Raw genomic sequence first — 16,763 nt, forward strand, 5'->3', positions numbered from 1 at the left:
AGGAGGTTTGATTTAATGTCTCGTATTGTTTTAGCTACTGTTGCAACTCCTGGTCATGTTTTTCCAATCTTCACTATTGCGGAACATTTAATAGGACAGGGACATGATGTCACGATACTCAGTGGGTCTCTTTTTCAACAGCAAACGGAAGCGTTGGGAGCCACTTTTGTTCCCTTCGATAAGCAAGTGGATGTTGATTACCGCTATCTGGAAAAATACTTTCCTGAACGGGCAGAACATCCACCGGGAAATACTCAGATGGCACTGTCGTTAAGGCGGTTTTTTACTTCCCCTCTTCCCGTATTATCGAAGCAGTTGATGCAAGTGATCGAAGAGGGACAAGCTGATCTTCTGATTATCGACAATACTTTTTATTCAGCGTTGCCACTATTGCAGAAATCGGCTGACGAACGTATTCCTGTCATTGCTATTGGTGTTACTCCGCTGCCGTGGTCATCAAGGGATACCATATTCTGGGGGCCTAGAATTCCGCCTGAATTATTGCCTGCTGATTTAACACGTGAGCAATTAGTGGATGAGGAGACGCATCAATTAATCGAGCTGGTCAGGGAAGCATTCAATCAGTCGCTTGCTGCCGTGGATTGTGCACCACTGACCGGGGACCATAACGATGTTTTGATGAGCGGAGTTGATCGTTACTTGCAACTGGCAACACAATCATTTGAATTTCCACGTGATGATTTACCTGAGACAGTGGATTTTATCGGGTCATTGCCAGTGAAAGTGAAAGATGATGAAACGCAAATCAGTTGGCCGGATGAAAACCTGCCGTTGATCTTGGTGACCCAGGGAACACTGGCTAATATTGATTTTAGTCAGTTGATATTGCCGACTTTACGTGCGTTGGCAACTTTGCCGGTTCGGGTATTGGCAATTACCGGCGGCCGTTCTATTGATGCTTTGGGAGAAGAAATTCCAGAGAATGCCAGAGTGGTAGAGTATCTCAATTTTGAACATTGGCTTCCTCGCGCATCAATTTTTATTACCAATGGTGGTTATGGTTCACTGAATTCTGCCATTCGTCACGGCGTACCTTTGGTGGTTGCGGGAACGGGAGATGGTAAATTGGAAGCTGTCGCTCGTGTTATCTGGTCACGTTGTGGTATCAGCCTGCATACTGATACACCGAGTGAACAGCAATTATACAAAGCAGTGACAAGGATATTATCTTCCCCGATATGGCACCAGCAGTCACAAATCATTAAGGCAGATTATGATGCCCATAATGCTTTGGCATCAATAACGCGTCACGTTAACGAATTGATTGCTTAATTGCTGAAGTAATATCATTTCTATCCGGCAGACTTGGAATAGCAGAACAGTTAACGAATTAGTTATTCAAAAGATAGAGATGATAGAAGGCTATAAAAATAGACGATTGTGAAAATAAAACGCGGCATGGTTTCTTGCCGCGTTTTTTACTAAAAAGTAATCGCTTAAATTAATATTAAAACGTTATCAGGGGGAAGATCAGGCTTTTTCCCGTACCCCTTCAACAGAAATGATTAACTCGACTTCCTGAGATTTTGGTCCTAAATCACTTTTAATCTTAAAATCTTTCAATTTGATTTTTCCATTGGCCTCAAAGCCTGCGCGATATCCGCCCCATGGATCTTTGCCTTCTCCCACTAATTTGGCATTCAATGTCACGGGCTTGGTGACGCCATTTAATGTTAGATCACCGACGATGGTGTAATTTTCCCCTGTTTTTTTGACTTCGGTTGAAATGAATTTAGCTTCTGGATATTTTGCTGTATTCAAAAAATCGGCGCCGCGTAGATGCTTGTCACGCTCAGCATGGTTGGTATCGACACTATTTGTTTTAATAATGACATTGACTTTATCTGTTGCGGGATTTTGTGCATCGAACGTAAAGTTGCCGTCAAATTTCTTGAAGCCCCCGTAAAGCCAGCTCATACCCAAATGTTGGATACGAAATTCAATAAAGGCATGTTGACCTGCCGTGTCAAATTTATAGTCGGCAGCCATTGCTGAGCCAGTACCCATCAATAACATGCCTGCGGTCAGGCCGATTATCGACTTCTTGAGCCATTTCTTTTTAAACATAAGAGTGATTCTCCAGAAATTATTTTATATCGGGATTGAAACCAAACATTCTTTTTAGGGTGATATCACGGTCGATAAAATGGTGTTTTAGTGCAGCGAGACCATGCAGCAGGGAGAGCACCACGGCAATCCAAGCAAAATAAAGATGGATAATGCCAGCTGTATCAGCTTGAATTCCTTGTTCAGTCAAAGTTGCGGGAACGTCAAACCACCCAAAAACACTGATGGAATCACCATCCGCAGTAGAAATCAGATATCCGCTGGCTAAGATGCCAAATAGGACAATATACAGTGTGAAATGTGCCAGTTTTGAACTGATGCGTGTAAATTGACTGTAGCTTGTCAATGGTTTTGGTGGTGGAGAAATAAATCGCCATATAAGGCGAATAACCATGACAATGAAGATTAACATACCGATGCTTTTATGCAGCTCCGGTGCGCGATGATACCAAGTATCATAATAACTCAATGTCACCATCCACAATCCAAGGGCAAACATCCCGTAAACGGCAAGGGCTACTAGCCAATGGATTAAAATAGAAATATGACCAAAGCGTGTGGAAGTATTTTTTAGCAGCATACTGTTTCCTTATTTTTGATCACTTATATCCAATCGATTTCAGGTTGAAGTGTAGTGAACAAGTCAGCAACTTGAAAAACGGATATAAAGCGTACTGGCAGCCCTAAAGTGTCATAAACATTAATAAAAAATTTAAGACATTATAGTAGATAAAAATTAAATTTTATTTTTATAAATCTCAAACAAATAATTTGTTTGAGAATGTCAAAATTTATCAACGATAAGATGGAATGGTAATGCTTTAGGTAAAATAAAGAAAATCAGATGGGTTGTTATATTCTTTTTGATTATTTCTTATAACCAACTATTTGTGGTTTTTTATGAGCTGAGTTTTTTGATTTCAGTTACTGTTTTAGTATGAAAAGATCATATGAAAAGATCAATTTTATTGTCTATCTCTTTTTTCTTATTATGAGATGTTTTACTATTTTTTATGCAGTCACATCATTTGTCACAATATCATTTATTACGATATGATTTATAACTACAGAGAGAAAAACGATGTATACATTGTGGATAGCCAATAAAAACTATTCTTCTTGGTCACTGCGTCCGTGGATTTTGCTCAAGGCATTGGATATTCCTTTTAACGAGCAATTGAGTTTTTTTGATAGTGGCAAAAGTAGCTATGAAAAATTCAAAGCATTTTCACCTACGGGGTTGGTTCCTTGCTTGGTTGATGGAAACATTACGGTTTGGGATTCATTGGCAATTGCAGAATATATTGCTGAGGAGCATGCTAAAGTCTGGCCACCAGATAAAACAGCCAAAGCGTGGGCGAGAAGCGCCGCAGCAGAAATGCACTCTGGTTTTACGACATTACGTCAGGTTTGCGCAATGAATTGTTCTGTTCGAACGGAGTTGGATGAGATAACGCCAGAATTGCAGCGCGATATTGAGCGAATCGATGCTCTTTGGGCAGAGGGGTTAACTAAATTTAGTGGTGAATGGCTAGCGGGAGATAAATTTACGGCTGTCGATGCGTTTTATGCTCCTGTGGCTTTACGCGCTCAAACTTATGGATTGAAATTTTCTGTTATTAGTCAGGGTTGGGTTGATCGCATATTGAAACATCCTGCGATGGCGGAATGGCTGGAATCTGCGGTAAAAGAACTTAAAATAGCATACTGATATTCAATTTAGTCAGCTCTTAATAGTTAACTTGCTTATTAGAATAAAAAAAGCTCCGTGTAGGAAACGGAGCATAATGGGTAAAATTAGCTGGGAAATGTAGTACATGGCTATAATAACCTAACTATACTAAACGTTAGTTAAACAAAATATCACTTACATAAAAAACATCTATCATCATGTTCAACAAGACTGTGGGGTAAAATGATGAAAGCTTTAATGGGAAATTGCATCTTTAATCACCGCCAATGAGGTGGGGTTCTCAATCAGGGCAATATCGCTGGGTTCACGACCTTCACAAATGGCCTGCATAGTGCGGCGCAACATTTTTCCAGAACGGGTTTTCGGTAATTGCGTCACAAAATAGACCCGTGCCGGACGTCCAACGCTGCCGATTTTCTTATCCACTAATTCCATCAACGCTTTTTCCAATACAGTAAAATGGTCAGCACACTGGATTTCCCGTCCTTCTTTGAGAACAGCAAAAGCGACGGCTGCCTGTCCTTTTACTTCATCTTTAATACCAAGTACGGCAACTTCTGCCACATCTTCATGGCTGGCGATGCACTCTTCGATTTCCCGTGTTCCTAAGCGGTGACCAGAAACGTTAATCACATCATCTGAACGTCCCAGAATAAAATAATAACCGTCGCTGTCACGGATCCCCCAGTCGAAAGTCGAATATACTTGCTGGTCAAAGTGTCGCCAATAAGTACTGATAAAACGGGCATTGTTGCCATAAATAGTCTGGATGCAACCGGGAGGCAAAGGTCCTTTGATGACCAGCATTCCTTTCTCATTAGCGTCGCATTCCTGTCCAGTCAGTTCGTTGATCAGTTTGACGTTAAAACCGTACATAGGAAAACCTGTGCTACCAAAATGGCTTGGTCTGTCATCCAAACTCCGTGCAATCGCCATAATTGGCCAGCCTGTTTCAGTCTGCCAATAGTTATCAATCACAGGCACATTGATGGTTTCGGCAATCCAACGGGCGGTATGCTCATCAAGAGGCTCTCCCGCTAAATAGAGCGCTTCAAGTGATGAGATATCATATTTGGCGATGCAGTCCGTAGGATATTTTTTTAGGACGCGGATTGCTGTAGGGGCGGAAAACATTCTGGTAACACGATATTTTTCGACAATCTGCCACCAAATACCCGCGTCCGGGCGTATCGGAAGCCCTTCATACATGACGGTTGCCATGCCGGCAATCAACGGAGCATAGATAATATAAGAGTGCCCGACAACCCAGCCGATATCCGATGTACAAAAGAAAACGCCGTCGGCCTTACCACCAAAAATAACGTCCATTGATGTTGCCAGCGCCACAGCATAACCACCGACATCTCGCTGAACACCTTTCGGTGTGCCGGTTGTGCCTGATGTATAGAGCACGCAGGAGATTTCATTGGATTCAAGCCATGTAACGGGAACTTCCGCATCAAGATGTTTCTGGCGTAATGTAGCGAAATCCACATCTCGGCTATTCATCCAATTAATATCAGCCAGCCCGCGATCTAACATCAAAACATGGCGTGGCGTGTGTTTGGCCAGCTCAATGGCTTCATCCAGCAGGGGTTTATAGGGAATGATTTTGCCTCCACGTGAGCCGGCATCCGCAGAGACGACTAAAACCGGTTCGGCGTTATCTATTCGTGTGGCGAGACTGTGGGAAGCAAAACCACCAAATACCACTGAGTGGATCGCGCCAATACGGGCGCAGGCCAGTAAAATAAACAGAGCTTCGGCCACCATTGGCATATAAACAACAACACGGTCGCCTTTTTTCACGCCAAGGGACAACATCATAGCGGCAGCTCTATTCACTTCTTGATGTAATTCGTTATAGGTGAAAACGCGCTCGCTATTAGTTTCCGTTGAAATGGCAATCAGTGCCTTGGTGTCGGGTTGGCTTTCCAGCCAGCGATCCAGTGCGTTGTAACAGAGATTGGTTTTTCCTCCACAAAACCAACGGGCAAAGGGTGGATTGCGATGATCCAACGTCTGTTCAAAAGGCTGTTGCCAGTGTATCCGTTTGGCTTGTTCAGCCCAAAAAGCATTGGGATCATCAATCGAATGCTGATAGAAATCTTGGAATGACATAATCTCTCCTGGCATATGCAGATGATAGGCGGCTTCTGGAGTCAGAACCGCCGATAGCGATGCCTTTCATCTTTCAATCCACCGCTAACCAAGCAGTGGACTGAAATCGATTGGGTATATAGATTATATAACGTACAAATCGAGGTATTCGTTTACGGGAATATTTTTCAATGACATGAGGTCAAGAGATTTTTCCAGAATTTTTTGTTGTTGGTCTTGCGGGAAGCGACGCGCCAGATTGATCCTGAATTTTTCTTCTAATAGCGGAATACCCTCTTTACGGCGGCGAGCGTGCCCAATCGGGAACTCAACTTTGACTTCATCCAGTTGCGTGCCATCTGTAAAGACCAGAGTCAGCGCATTGGCAATAGAACGTTTTTCGGGATCATGATAATCATGGGTGAAATCGGCATCTTCAATACAGACTATTTTTTCCCGCAAGGCATCAATGCGTGGATCAGCAGCGATATTATCCTCATAATCCGCAGCCGTCAGGCGACCGAAAATCAGTGGGATGGCAACCATATATTGAATGCAGTGATCCCTGTCAGCAGGGTTATTCAATGGCCCCTGTTTATCAATAATTCTGATACAGGCTTCATGGGTACGGATAGTGATTCGGGCAATATCTTCAATGCGTTTGCCGTGCTCTTTCAGTTGTTGATGAAGGAACATTGCCGCTTCTACAGCGGTTTGTGAGTGAAATTCAGCCGGGAAAGAAATTTTGAACAGCACATTTTCCATTACATAAGAGCCATAAGGGCGCTGGAATTTGAATGGCTGACCATTGAACAGAACATCATAAAATCCCCAATTCTCGGCGGTCAATACAGAGGGATATCCCATCTCGCCTTTTTGAGCTATCAATGCCAGACGCACAGCGCGGGAGGTTGAATCTCCCGCAGCCCAAGATTTGCGAGAGCCGGTATTGGGAGAATGACGATAGGTTCTCAGGGATTGACCGTCAACCCAGGCCAATGAAACCGCACTTAATATTTCTTCACGTTTCAGCCCCAGCATTTGAGCAACAATTGCCGTGGAAGCCACTTTTACCAGAACAACGTGATCCAATCCGACTTTATTGAAGGCGTTTTCCAATGCCAGACAACCTTGAATTTCATGCGCCTTAATCATCGCTGTCAGAACATCCCACATGATTAGCGGTTTTCCCCCACGGGCAATCGCATTTCTTGACAGCCAGTCGGCAGTGGCAAGTATGCCTCCCAGATTATCAGAGGGATGCCCCCATTCAGCCGCCAGCCAAGTGTCATTGAAATCGAGCCAGCGAACCATTGCACCAATGTTGAATGCAGCCTGAACGGGATCGAGCTGGAATCGGGTTCCCGGCACGCGTGCTCCATTGGGTACGGTTGTTCCCGGCACAATGGGTCCCAATAGTTTTGTGCAGGCGGGATATTCCAGTGCTTCCAACCCGCAGCCCAAGGTATCTACCAGGCAGTGATGGGCCGTGGCGTAAGCAATTGGGGAGGTTATGGTGTAGTCCATGACATAATCCACAATATCTACAATCACCTGATCGTAATCAGGGTGGTTGTTAACAACAGAGGTAGACATAATCAATCCTTAAATCGTGTTATTTACGTTGTTCAATCGGTATAAATGCCAAGTTTTCAGGGCCGGTATAGTTAGCCGATGGACGGATGATTTTGTTATCAATGCGTTGTTCAATAATGTGTGCTGCCCAACCAGAAGTTCGGGCAATCACAAACAGCGGTGTGAACATGGCAGTAGGAACGCCCATCATGTGATAGGACACCGCAGAGAACCAATCGACATTCGGGAACATTTTCTTGTTATCCCACATCACAGACTCAATCCGATCTGCAATGTCATACATCTGGGTTGTGCCTGCTTCTTGGGAAAGTTGCAGGGAAATTTCTTTGATCACTTTATGGCGAGGATCGGAAACGGTATAAACCGGATGACCGAAACCAATGATGACTTCTTTTCTTTCCAGGCGGGCAAGAATATCAGCCTCGGCTTGAGCTGGAGTGTCATAGCGTTGTTGGATTTCGAATGAAACCTCATTGGCTCCGCCATGCTTCGACCCACGCAGAGCACCAATACCCCCGATAATGGCAGAGTGAATATCCGCTCCCGTACCTGCAATGACCCGGCTGGTAAAAGTAGATGCATTAAATTCATGCTCGGCGTATAGGATCAGGGAAATGTGCATTGCTTTTTCCCATGATTTACGCGGTTTTTGACCATGCAGGAGGTGGAGAAAGTGTCCGCCAATGGAATCATCATCGGTTTCAACTTCAATGCGGCGACCATTATGGCTGTAATGATACCAATAAAGCAGGATTGAGCTAAGAGAGGCGAGTAAGCGATCAGCGATATCGCGGGCACCGGCGAGGTTGTGATCCTCTTTTTCCGGTAAGGTACAGCCCAGTACAGAAACGCCGGTACGCATCACATCCATGGGATGCGCTACCGCAGGCAATGCTTCCAATGCGGTTTTAACGCTGCTGGGCAAACCGCGCAAGGATTTCAATTTATTTTTGTAGGACGTCAATTCTGCGCGGGAAGGGAGCTTATCGTGGATAAGGAGATAAGCTACCTCTTCAAATTCACAATGGGCAGCTAAATCGAGAATATCATAGCCACGGTAATGTAAATCATTGCCATTTTTGCCGACAGTACAAAGTGCTGTATTGCCTGCCGTAATACCGGACAATGCAACCGATTTTTTAGGTTTGAATGTCGTAATTTCAGGGGATTTCGTGGCTGTATTCTGTTTACTCATGCGTATCACCTCTGCTATTTTTTTGGGAAAACAGGGCATCCAGTTTTCGTTCAAAATCGTAGTAGTTGATGCTTTCATAAAGTTCGTTACGGGTTTGCATCATATTGATGACGTTTTTCTGAGTGCCATCTCGACGCAGAGCGGTATAGACTTGTTCGGCGGCTTTATTCATGGCCCTAAATGCCGATAGGGGATAAAGAGCAATGGCGACATTCACGCTTCTTAATTCTTCGAGCGTAAAGAGTGGTGTCGCTCCGAACTCGGTAATATTCGCTAAAACAGGAACCTGCGTTTTGGACGCGAATTCCTTATACATATGCAGCTCAGTAATCGCTTCAGGAAATAGCATATCGGCACCGGCTTCAATATAAGCTGCTGCTCTGTCCAGTGCTGCACTTAGCCCTTCCACTGCCAGTGCGTCCGTACGGGCCATAATGACAAAATGTTCATCGGTGCGGGCATCAACGGCAGCTTTGATGCGGTCTACCATTTCCTGTTTGGATACGATTTCTTTATTTGGGCGATGCCCACAACGTTTAGCACCGACCTGATCTTCAATATGAACACCCGCAGCACCTGCTTTAATAATAGAACGAATCGTGCGGGCCACATTGAATGCTGAAGAACCGAATCCGATATCGGCATCAACAAGCAGTGGTAAATCACAGACATCAGTGATGCGGCGGATATCAATCAACACATCATCCAGTGTAGAAATTCCCAAATCGGGTAATCCCAGCGAACCGGCGGAAACCCCGCCACCTGAGAGGTAAATCGCCTTGTAGCCTACTCGTTTTGCCATCAATGCATGGTTTGCATTGATGGTTCCGACGACTTGTAACGGAGATTCGGCTTCTATTGCTTGACGAAAAACTAATCCTGCAGAAGAAAATGCCATATATAACCCCAATGTTACTTAAATGAAACAAATTTGTATGCAGTTATTATTTAAGCAAGGTTTGTGCCAAAGATTAAAAAGTGAAGCGGTAAACAGGAGTGGATATAAAAAACTTATTGTTTTTATTATTTAAATTTACACGGATAGATTGATTTTAGTTAATGGGTGGTTACTGTTTAGCTATTGGCTATAATGTATACTTGTTTCATCTTGAATAAAATATGTTTCATTTTTGTTTCAAATTTTGGAAGTGAAACAGCAGGGTGATCTCATTACAAAAAATATGGGAGGAAACATGACATCAGTACACACAGGGGAGCGTGATAACAATAGACCGGTTATCTGGACGGTCTCTGTTTCCAGACTTTTTGATCTTTTTCGTGACATTACGCCGGAATTTGATCACCAGGTTGATATTACTCCGATTCAGTTGGGTTTTGAGCGTGCGGTTCAACATATTCGCAAGCGGCTGGAAACCGAACATTGTGATGCTGTGATTTGCGCGGGGTCTAATGGCGCCTATTTAAAAAATCGCTTATCCGTGCCGGTAATTATTGCCAAAGCCAGCGGATTTGATTTTATGCAGGCATTGGCGCGTGCCCGACAAATCAGTTCCCGAATTGGTGTGATTACTTACCAGAATACCTTGCCTGTATTGGCGGAGTTTCAGCATCGTTTCAATTTGCGCATTGAACAGCGCAGTTATGTGACAGAGGAAGATGCCAGAGCGCAAGTCAATGCTTTGAAAGCGACGGGCATCAAAGTCATTGTGGGAGCAGGGCTAATTACCGATCTTGCTTATGAAGCTGAGCTGGTGGGGGTGTTTGTCTATTCAGCGGACTCTATTCGGCAGGCATTTCAGGATGCGTTGGAGATGGCCCGGATGACCAAACTCAATCAGGCGGTGATTTCCCCTTATCCTACAGAAGATAAGCTCCGCACACGTCATACGATCAGCGATATTAGAGGAAACTCTGTTGCAGTAGAACAAGTGCGCAATACGATTATGCTATATTCCCGCTCGACAGCCACGGTTCTGATTCAGGGAGAAAGCGGTACGGGAAAAGAGCTGGTGGCACAGGCTATTCATCATGAATATACATTGCGTTATGGACAGTTAGCGGGCAAGCCGTTTGTTGCTGTCAACTGCGGGGCGATTACTGAGTCTTTACTGGAGGCTGAGTTGTTTGGTTATGAGGAAGGAGCTTTCACGGGTTCACGACGTGGCGGGCGTGCAGGTTTATTTGAAATTGCGCACAGGGGAACGTTATTTCTCGATGAAATTGGTGAAATGCCATTACCTTTGCAAACGCGGTTATTAAGGGTATTGGAAGAAAAATTCGTTGTCAGGGTTGGCGGGTATCGCCCGATTGCTGTTGATGTGCGGATTATCTGCGCCACACATTGTGATTTGGATACTTGGGTCAGGGAAGGGCGTTTTCGCGCCGATTTGTTCTACCGTTTGAGTGTATTGCGAATTAACGTACCGGCATTGAGGGAAAGGGGAAATGATATTGGCTTGTTGGCAATAGAATACTTACAACGGGCTTTTGCAGCACTTAATCTACCCGTTGCTACGTCGAGGATACAAGAACTTGCTGAGTGTCATGAAGTATTGCAATCCTATCATTGGCCGGGAAATGTACGTGAATTGCGTAACTTGATGGAACGAATAGCGCTTTATTTGAGTGCTCATCCTGAACAGGCTTTGACTCCTGCGTTAATATTATCGCTTTCACCTGAGCGTCAGATTGATACCAATATTATTGGTAGCAATGTTATTAATAATAATGTGAAAGCAGCCCAGTTTGAAGCATCTTCTCTTATTGAAAACACGCTTTCAGCGCCTGATATTACAGTACATGATATCTTGGCGCGATTTTCAGGTAATCGGCGTGCAGCAGCGGAACATTTGGGAATTAGCCGCACGACGCTATGGCGGAGATTAAAGCAGGAGCAGGGCAAAATTAAATAGGAAAATTAATTACACGCGGATTCACATATTACGTGTTGAATATTACATCTTAGATAAAGAAACATCATTTATGGCATTTTTAAAACTTAACATATTCCAATGGGATCCAACCTGCCTCTCCTGATTTCTTATATGCCCAATACCAGCCATTTAACGTTCTCTCCAGATACAGATATTCTCCCGCTTTTACTGTTAACTCGTGGGCCGTGTAATTTTCGTTACATACCGCTTTATTAGGATGAATAAAATCTAGAATTTGTTGAGGAACCCAACCACTGACATTTAAAGAATTCGTAGTCCAAATCCAGTAAGGATATTCAATATCGCCGTGACTGATTGAAACTATATCTCCAGTTTGTAATTTGATAGGGCTTGGATAAGCGCTAACATAATCTCGGATTACAGTACCTTTCCTCATTAATTTTACTCCCAACTTATTCTTATGTTAAGAAAATTACATATAAACACAGTGGTCATTATATGTCTAACTAATGGCACTAATAGGTCGTGATATTTTTCAGCTTGTTGATCGAGTCTTGCTTTCAAACTGTGAGAAGATTCTTTTGATAATGCATTACTTTTCAGTAATGCTGATCCAGCAAGAAAAGATGCGCCAATATGACCTTGAAACCAACCGTTTGGATCTAATTCAATCACATTAGCTAAAGCCAAGATTCCATTTTTTATGAAAATATCCATTTATTTTTCCGGGTAAATAATTTGCTAATAAAATTATCTAAAAAAGTTATTAGGTGTTTTATGAATTTTTAATAATAAGTGTTTTTAGATATGTTTAAAAGAATGATTGCCAGTAATTGGGTCATGTATTAAATAGTTAGATTGAATATCAAAAATAGTACTCATGCTTAATAAAAGTCCCTATCACCTTATCGTGCATTTCTTCGGATTTTGAATAACTGATAGTTTTTCTATTCAGTCTTTTTACTCGAGTACGCTGAGTTAAATTCGTTCTCTCTATACGCTGAGTAAACGTCTTTCCAGTCAGGTGATCTTCCTCGGGAAGGTTATCATAAACAACATAATCATCTGTGCAGTAAAACCGAATATTAAAGGGCGATAAGAGAGCAAGTAGCTTGTCTAACGTTTTTCTACTGCGATCGCCAAAAACATGGGCCACTATTTCGTTTTAGGCGGGGTTCCCAAGCATACCAAAGCCAGCGTTGATTTTTCTTGTTCCCCACAAATGACCCTTGCTCGTCTATTTCACCGATAAGCTGAATGTTATTTCCATCCAGGGGCAGCGTCGTTACGTTTCGGGGCGTGAGGTTTTTAACGTTTTCATGACAGTGGCTGTGGCGACTTTCAGGATTCGAGTGGTGTCACGAATTCCCCCGTTATTCATCGCTATGTCGACAATCTGCTCTTTAACGCCGGGTTTGCAGGCTTGATAAGTGTATTCCAACTGAAAAACCTTACAGCAGGTATAGCAACGATAACGAGGATGTCCGCCATTCCCTTTTCCATGTCCTTTGACATGTTCTGATTTGTGGCAATAACGGCAATAGACGTCAACTTTGGCCATGCTTTACTCTTAAAAGGCGGGAAGCATATCACAACAACTAACTATTTAATACATGACCGCTGAGGGAGTGATTGAAGGCATGCTGATGATGTTAGATATCCCATTAGAAATGGATAAATGTGTCCAAAAAGAGCCAATGAATATTAGCGCGCACTAATTATGCAGTAATTTCTGAAAATAGCTTTACGTACGTAAAAATGCTGCTATTGTGATAAGAGTGATAGCAATGTCACAGAGCTTATTGAATTATCAGACCTCGCCTCGGCGGGGTTTTTTATGCTTAAGACTCAGACTTAAAAAGATGACAGCCACCCGCTTTGAAATTGATAAATAAAACGGGTAATTGCCAGATTGTGTTTAAGCAAAAATAATATAGTCTGGGTAATGTACCTTCTACCTAACCGATTACTTTGATTCTTTTTTTTACTAATCTTCCAATTTCCTTATTATTCTTGATAACTGATAGCGTATCTTCTATCATTTCGTTAACACATTCTGACAGCTTGTCCGGTCGTAAACTTTCTACATCTTCAAGCTGACATCCTGTTTCAATAATATCAATTAATGCGCCAGATGCTTTTATTTCTTTCAAAGGAGCGCAAGTAGATGGCATAAATATAAAGCCTTCTGCCTCTTCAATAGATATTAGTTCTTTATCAAGAGAATGCAGCACCCCCAAGATTAAAAAACTAATAAATTTCTCTGCGTGTTTATCTTGAATGTTATAATTAAGTCTCATATTTCTCATGTTTATTACTCCAGTCACGAACTTTGTGGGTTACTCCAGCCATTTACAACTTTCACATCAAATACTGGACTACCACTTTGGTGAACAAAATAATGAATAGACACGTGTTTTTTGTCAACCCGGCCATCCCTATAGATTTTATACCATTTTCCGGGTGATTTTTTTCTTAATTCATCCAGTAACTATTTCTTTTTAATAGTATTTTTAGTTACTCCATTTCTGGCATTCTTAAACCCTTTCGGATAGTTTGGAGCATCCTTGATTGATTTGTAAAAGTGCTTAAGATCACTTGAATCACCAAACCAGCTCAACCAGCCCACTTTAGTGAGTGAGATTTGATGCGTGTTTGTCGTCGTATCCGGCGCTTGAAAGCTGTGTCCCGAAAAAGAGAGTGATACCAATACAAGGCTAAACAGAACTCTTGCAAGTCGTTTCATATGAATATCCTCAATATAAATAAGTTGGTTTTAGGTATCCTCACAACAGAATTAGAATGACTTTAGTGTAATATGAAGCATTATATAGATACCCAGCTAAACGGAATTAAAACCAGAACCGATTTACTTCGGATAAAATATTAATGAAAGATAAATGAAGTTGATTATTAAAAATTATAGGGTGAGTAAGGCTTTGAATTTACAATCCAACCGCTGGCAGGTATCACTCAAACTGGCTGAACATGATATTTTCACTGCTGCTTGTTGTTAAAAACTTACTTCATCCAGAAGGAATGATCTATATATCTATAGATGATAATGAAGTCTTTAATTTAGTGAAGGTCTGTGAGGAAATATTTGGATACGATGCCATTAAAATCATTGCGGTTAAAATGAGTGAAGCGAGTGGCCTAAAAATGGCTAGTGTCAAAAAACTAGGAACCATTCCAAAATTAAAAGAATATATCATTGTTATAAAACCGAGCGGTATCAATAATATTGAATTTACACCTATAAAGAAGCCCCTGTGGGACTCGGCGTATAATATATATTTGGATAATTTTAGTCGGGAGAATAGGGAGTTTTACTACTCTATAAAAGATTCGGAATATCTTAGTGATGATCAGTTAAAAAACTCGATGAAATTTTATCAGGCATAACTTTAAGGCCTTTGTCCGAAGTATATAAAGGACCCGCTTCCAAAAAGAATAAATGGCTTTTTGATAATAGCTGGAGAATATGCCAGTGCGTTAAATCCAGCAGCGTTTACAAACTAAGCGAAGAAAAGAAGAAAAACAAAAAAATAAGGGGTGTTTTTTCTGTTAAGTCAGCGCAGGGATTGGTCTATCTGGTACGCGGAACCTATCCAGAAACCAGCCGAAACCCCAGACTGCAATTAATATTTGCCTCTGATAACCTGTTTGTCCACCCGGGTGATTTTTGGACGCATATTAAAACCACAGGGCTTGATAACAAAGGTGGCGTTCCTTACAAAAATGGGAAAAAGCCATTAAAACTCGTGACTGAACTGATTAGCTCTTTAAAATGTCTTCATGATGGCGATATCGTTTTGGACTTCTTCGCGGGTTCAGCAACGACGGGTGAAGCGACCATGATAGTGAATAAAAATAACAATATTAAATTACATTACATATTAGTTCAGTTACCCGAAAATTTAGAGGACACTTACAAATTAGCCAGTGCTGATATGAAAAAGCAAATAAAAGCGTCTATGGATTACTTAAATGAACTGAGTAAGCCGCTTAGCTTAACAGAACTGGGAAAACAAAGAATGAGAATGAGTATTGAAAAATACAAAACTGAATCTCAGACAGATGGATTTAAAGTATTTAAGCTTGTTACAGCTTAACTTAACTATCACCCATTCCCACTAACTCAACTCACAGGGGCGACCATCGTTCACCCCACGGACGCCCATTGTTCAGATGGGGTGGATTATGAAGATGAAAGAGAACCCAGATTTATGGACCGAACTGCTTAAAAAACTCGTGGCCGCAGATATCCGGCTCTGCTTTGGCAATAGTCATTTGTTATGGCCGTCTGGTGTATGACGGCGTAGACCGCAAAAACAAATGGATAGAGGGCGTCCTGTGCCTGTTTTTCCTACACAAATATTTTTGTGATGTTTAAAATGCGTTTGAACTTTTGTGTCTGTTATCGATCGCAATAAAAAAACATGATTGAGGTCAGTGATGATATTCTTAGCCGATCCCCGATAAGGGGCAGAAGACACCTTTAAACAGGCCGAATTAGGTGATAAGCGCCGCACAACACGCCTTATTCAGATGGCGGCTTCACTTGCTGAACATACAGGATAATCCCTTGTGCAATCCCTGAACTTCCCCGCCGATATCGCTGGAGTCGGGATATCCGTGAATATGGCAAAAACCGCCAGCGCGACCATCGCTCCTATGAAGAAAAAGAGAGTTATAAGTGGCAGCGCGCTTCCTGTGCAATGGAGCAGCGGCTGGGTGAGCAGACGGCGAAAATCATTTCGGTCTGTGACCGTGACGCAGACATTATCGAATATCTGACATACAAAATCTCACGAAACCAGCGCTTTGTTGTGCGTTCGATGCAGAGCCGCCAGAGAGAAGAAAGTGCAGATAAACTTTATGATTTTGTCAGCAGCTTAACACCGGCAGGAGAACGGCATGTTCAGGTCAGACAAAAAGGCGGACGCAAAGCCCGTATCGCGCATTGTGAAGTCAGTTATGCCGAAGTCACGCTGAAAGTCCCGAAAGGTAAGACCGATAGCGCAGTCGCGTTATTTTATGTCGGTTGTCATGAAAAAGGGCATGAAAATGGCTTAAGCTGGTATCTTCTTACCACAGAGCCCGTCCACAGCCAGGAAGATGCTGATGTGGTTCAATGATTTTGGTCACCGTTATAGAGGTGATATGCTCACTTCGATAATTCAACAGGTGACATGATGAAAAGAAGTTTCAGCCCCGAATTTAAATTGGAGTC

The 16,763-nt window shown here is 42.4% G+C and carries 15 protein-coding genes and 3 pseudogenes; 7 read left to right on the forward strand and 11 right to left on the reverse strand.

What is annotated here, in order from left to right; genetic code table 11:
- Positions 1–15 precede the first annotated feature (15 nt).
- Positions 16–1,293 carry a rhabduscin glycosyltransferase gene (locus tag PSI23_RS02520; protein WP_273553584.1) on the forward strand — a complete coding sequence of 426 codons (1,278 nt, stop codon included), beginning with the start codon at positions 16–18 and terminating at the stop codon, positions 1,291–1,293.
- A gap of 198 nt (positions 1,294–1,491) precedes the next feature.
- Here the strand turns inward: PSI23_RS02520 and PSI23_RS02525 are convergent, their stop codons facing one another.
- Together PSI23_RS02525 and PSI23_RS02530 are read right to left on the reverse strand one after the other, a co-directional pair.
- Positions 1,492–2,088: a YceI family protein gene (locus PSI23_RS02525; RefSeq protein ID WP_273553585.1), complete on the reverse strand. Its 597-nt coding sequence runs from the start codon at positions 2,086–2,088 to the stop codon at positions 1,492–1,494.
- 19 nt (positions 2,089–2,107) lie between these two features.
- On the reverse strand, positions 2,108–2,668 hold the full coding sequence (locus PSI23_RS02530; RefSeq protein ID WP_273553586.1) for a cytochrome b: 561 nt from the start codon (positions 2,666–2,668) through the stop codon (positions 2,108–2,110).
- Positions 2,669–3,169: 501 nt separating this feature from the next.
- Here PSI23_RS02530 and PSI23_RS02535 point away from each other — a divergent pair.
- Positions 3,170–3,799: a glutathione S-transferase family protein gene (locus tag PSI23_RS02535; RefSeq protein WP_273553587.1), complete on the forward strand. Its 630-nt coding sequence runs from the start codon at positions 3,170–3,172 to the stop codon at positions 3,797–3,799.
- Positions 3,800–4,015: 216 nt separating this feature from the next.
- Here PSI23_RS02535 and PSI23_RS02540 read toward each other — a convergent pair whose 3' ends face one another.
- The 4 genes from PSI23_RS02540 to prpB form a co-directional block, all read right to left on the reverse strand.
- On the reverse strand, positions 4,016–5,902 hold the full coding sequence (locus tag PSI23_RS02540) for a propionate--CoA ligase (protein WP_273553588.1): 1,887 nt from the start codon (positions 5,900–5,902) through the stop codon (positions 4,016–4,018).
- 123 nt (positions 5,903–6,025) lie between these two features.
- The gene (locus PSI23_RS02545; RefSeq protein WP_273553589.1) at positions 6,026–7,477 is read right to left on the reverse strand and encodes a bifunctional 2-methylcitrate dehydratase/aconitate hydratase; all 1,452 of its coding nucleotides are present in this window, start codon (positions 7,475–7,477) and stop codon (positions 6,026–6,028) included.
- 19 nt (positions 7,478–7,496) lie between these two features.
- Positions 7,497–8,672, reverse strand: coding sequence for a bifunctional 2-methylcitrate synthase/citrate synthase (gene prpC, locus PSI23_RS02550; RefSeq protein ID WP_273553590.1), 1,176 nt, complete (start codon positions 8,670–8,672; stop codon positions 7,497–7,499).
- Complete coding sequence (gene prpB / locus PSI23_RS02555; protein WP_273553591.1) at positions 8,665–9,570, reverse strand: methylisocitrate lyase; 906 nt, start codon at positions 9,568–9,570, stop codon at positions 8,665–8,667. The genes prpC and prpB overlap by 8 nt, the downstream gene beginning before the upstream one ends.
- 295 nt (positions 9,571–9,865) lie before the next feature.
- Between prpB and prpR the strand changes: the two genes are divergently transcribed.
- Entirely contained in the window at positions 9,866–11,545 is a 1,680-nt protein-coding gene (gene prpR, locus PSI23_RS02560; protein WP_273553592.1) for a propionate catabolism operon regulatory protein PrpR, read from the forward strand.
- Positions 11,546–11,624: 79 nt separating this feature from the next.
- Here the strand turns inward: prpR and PSI23_RS02565 are convergent, their stop codons facing one another.
- The 5 genes and pseudogenes from PSI23_RS02565 to PSI23_RS02585 form a co-directional block, all read right to left on the reverse strand.
- Positions 11,625–11,963, reverse strand: a complete 339-nt coding sequence (locus tag PSI23_RS02565; protein ID WP_273553593.1) for an SH3 domain-containing protein — start codon at positions 11,961–11,963, stop codon at positions 11,625–11,627.
- A 5-nt stretch (positions 11,964–11,968) separates the two neighbouring features.
- Complete coding sequence (locus PSI23_RS02570) at positions 11,969–12,244, reverse strand: hypothetical protein (RefSeq protein WP_273553594.1); 276 nt, start codon at positions 12,242–12,244, stop codon at positions 11,969–11,971.
- 148 nt (positions 12,245–12,392) lie between these two features.
- Positions 12,393–13,088, reverse strand: a pseudogene (locus tag PSI23_RS02575) (IS1 family transposase).
- A 397-nt stretch (positions 13,089–13,485) separates the two neighbouring features.
- Positions 13,486–13,836, reverse strand: a complete 351-nt coding sequence (locus PSI23_RS02580) for a DUF3969 family protein (protein ID WP_273553595.1) — start codon at positions 13,834–13,836, stop codon at positions 13,486–13,488.
- Between the two features lie 182 nt (positions 13,837–14,018).
- Entirely contained in the window at positions 14,019–14,273 is a 255-nt protein-coding gene (locus tag PSI23_RS02585) for a hypothetical protein (RefSeq protein ID WP_273553596.1), read from the reverse strand.
- A 236-nt stretch (positions 14,274–14,509) separates the two neighbouring features.
- Between PSI23_RS02585 and PSI23_RS02590 the strand changes: the two genes are divergently transcribed.
- From PSI23_RS02590 to PSI23_RS02605, 4 genes and pseudogenes are all read left to right on the forward strand, one after another.
- Positions 14,510–14,932: a site-specific DNA-methyltransferase gene (locus PSI23_RS02590; protein WP_373567276.1), complete on the forward strand. Its 423-nt coding sequence runs from the start codon at positions 14,510–14,512 to the stop codon at positions 14,930–14,932.
- Positions 14,933–14,943: 11 nt separating this feature from the next.
- Positions 14,944–15,642: a DNA methyltransferase gene (locus tag PSI23_RS02595; RefSeq protein WP_273553597.1), complete on the forward strand. Its 699-nt coding sequence runs from the start codon at positions 14,944–14,946 to the stop codon at positions 15,640–15,642.
- 94 nt (positions 15,643–15,736) lie between these two features.
- Positions 15,737–15,887: pseudogene (locus PSI23_RS02600) on the forward strand (phage holin family protein); the annotation flags it as partial.
- A gap of 128 nt (positions 15,888–16,015) precedes the next feature.
- A pseudogene (locus PSI23_RS02605) lies at positions 16,016–16,653 on the forward strand (IS4 family transposase); the annotation flags it as partial.
- Positions 16,654–16,763 lie beyond the last annotated feature (110 nt).

The organism is Xenorhabdus yunnanensis, assembly GCF_028598805.1.
Classification (GTDB): Bacteria; Pseudomonadota; Gammaproteobacteria; order Enterobacterales; family Enterobacteriaceae; genus Xenorhabdus; species Xenorhabdus yunnanensis.

Excerpts from the sequence above, each read along its gene's own strand:
- PSI23_RS02520 (WP_273553584.1), top strand. The coding sequence starts at position 16 with ATGTCTCGTATTGTTTTAGCTACTGTTGCAACTCCTGGTCATGTTTTT.
- PSI23_RS02525 (WP_273553585.1), bottom strand. The coding sequence starts at position 2,088 with ATGTTTAAAAAGAAATGGCTCAAGAAGTCGATAATCGGCCTGACCGCA.
- PSI23_RS02530 (WP_273553586.1), bottom strand. The coding sequence starts at position 2,668 with ATGCTGCTAAAAAATACTTCCACACGCTTTGGTCATATTTCTATTTTA.
- PSI23_RS02535 (WP_273553587.1), top strand. The coding sequence starts at position 3,170 with ATGTATACATTGTGGATAGCCAATAAAAACTATTCTTCTTGGTCACTG.
- PSI23_RS02540 (WP_273553588.1), bottom strand. The coding sequence starts at position 5,902 with ATGTCATTCCAAGATTTCTATCAGCATTCGATTGATGATCCCAATGCT.
- PSI23_RS02545 (WP_273553589.1), bottom strand. The coding sequence starts at position 7,477 with ATGTCTACCTCTGTTGTTAACAACCACCCTGATTACGATCAGGTGATT.
- prpC (WP_273553590.1), bottom strand. The coding sequence starts at position 8,672 with ATGAGTAAACAGAATACAGCCACGAAATCCCCTGAAATTACGACATTC.
- prpB (WP_273553591.1), bottom strand. The coding sequence starts at position 9,570 with ATGGCATTTTCTTCTGCAGGATTAGTTTTTCGTCAAGCAATAGAAGCC.
- prpR (WP_273553592.1), top strand. The coding sequence starts at position 9,866 with ATGACATCAGTACACACAGGGGAGCGTGATAACAATAGACCGGTTATC.
- PSI23_RS02565 (WP_273553593.1), bottom strand. The coding sequence starts at position 11,963 with ATGAGGAAAGGTACTGTAATCCGAGATTATGTTAGCGCTTATCCAAGC.
- PSI23_RS02570 (WP_273553594.1), bottom strand. The coding sequence starts at position 12,244 with ATGGATATTTTCATAAAAAATGGAATCTTGGCTTTAGCTAATGTGATT.
- PSI23_RS02580 (WP_273553595.1), bottom strand. The coding sequence starts at position 13,836 with ATGAGAAATATGAGACTTAATTATAACATTCAAGATAAACACGCAGAG.
- PSI23_RS02585 (WP_273553596.1), bottom strand. The coding sequence starts at position 14,273 with ATGAAACGACTTGCAAGAGTTCTGTTTAGCCTTGTATTGGTATCACTC.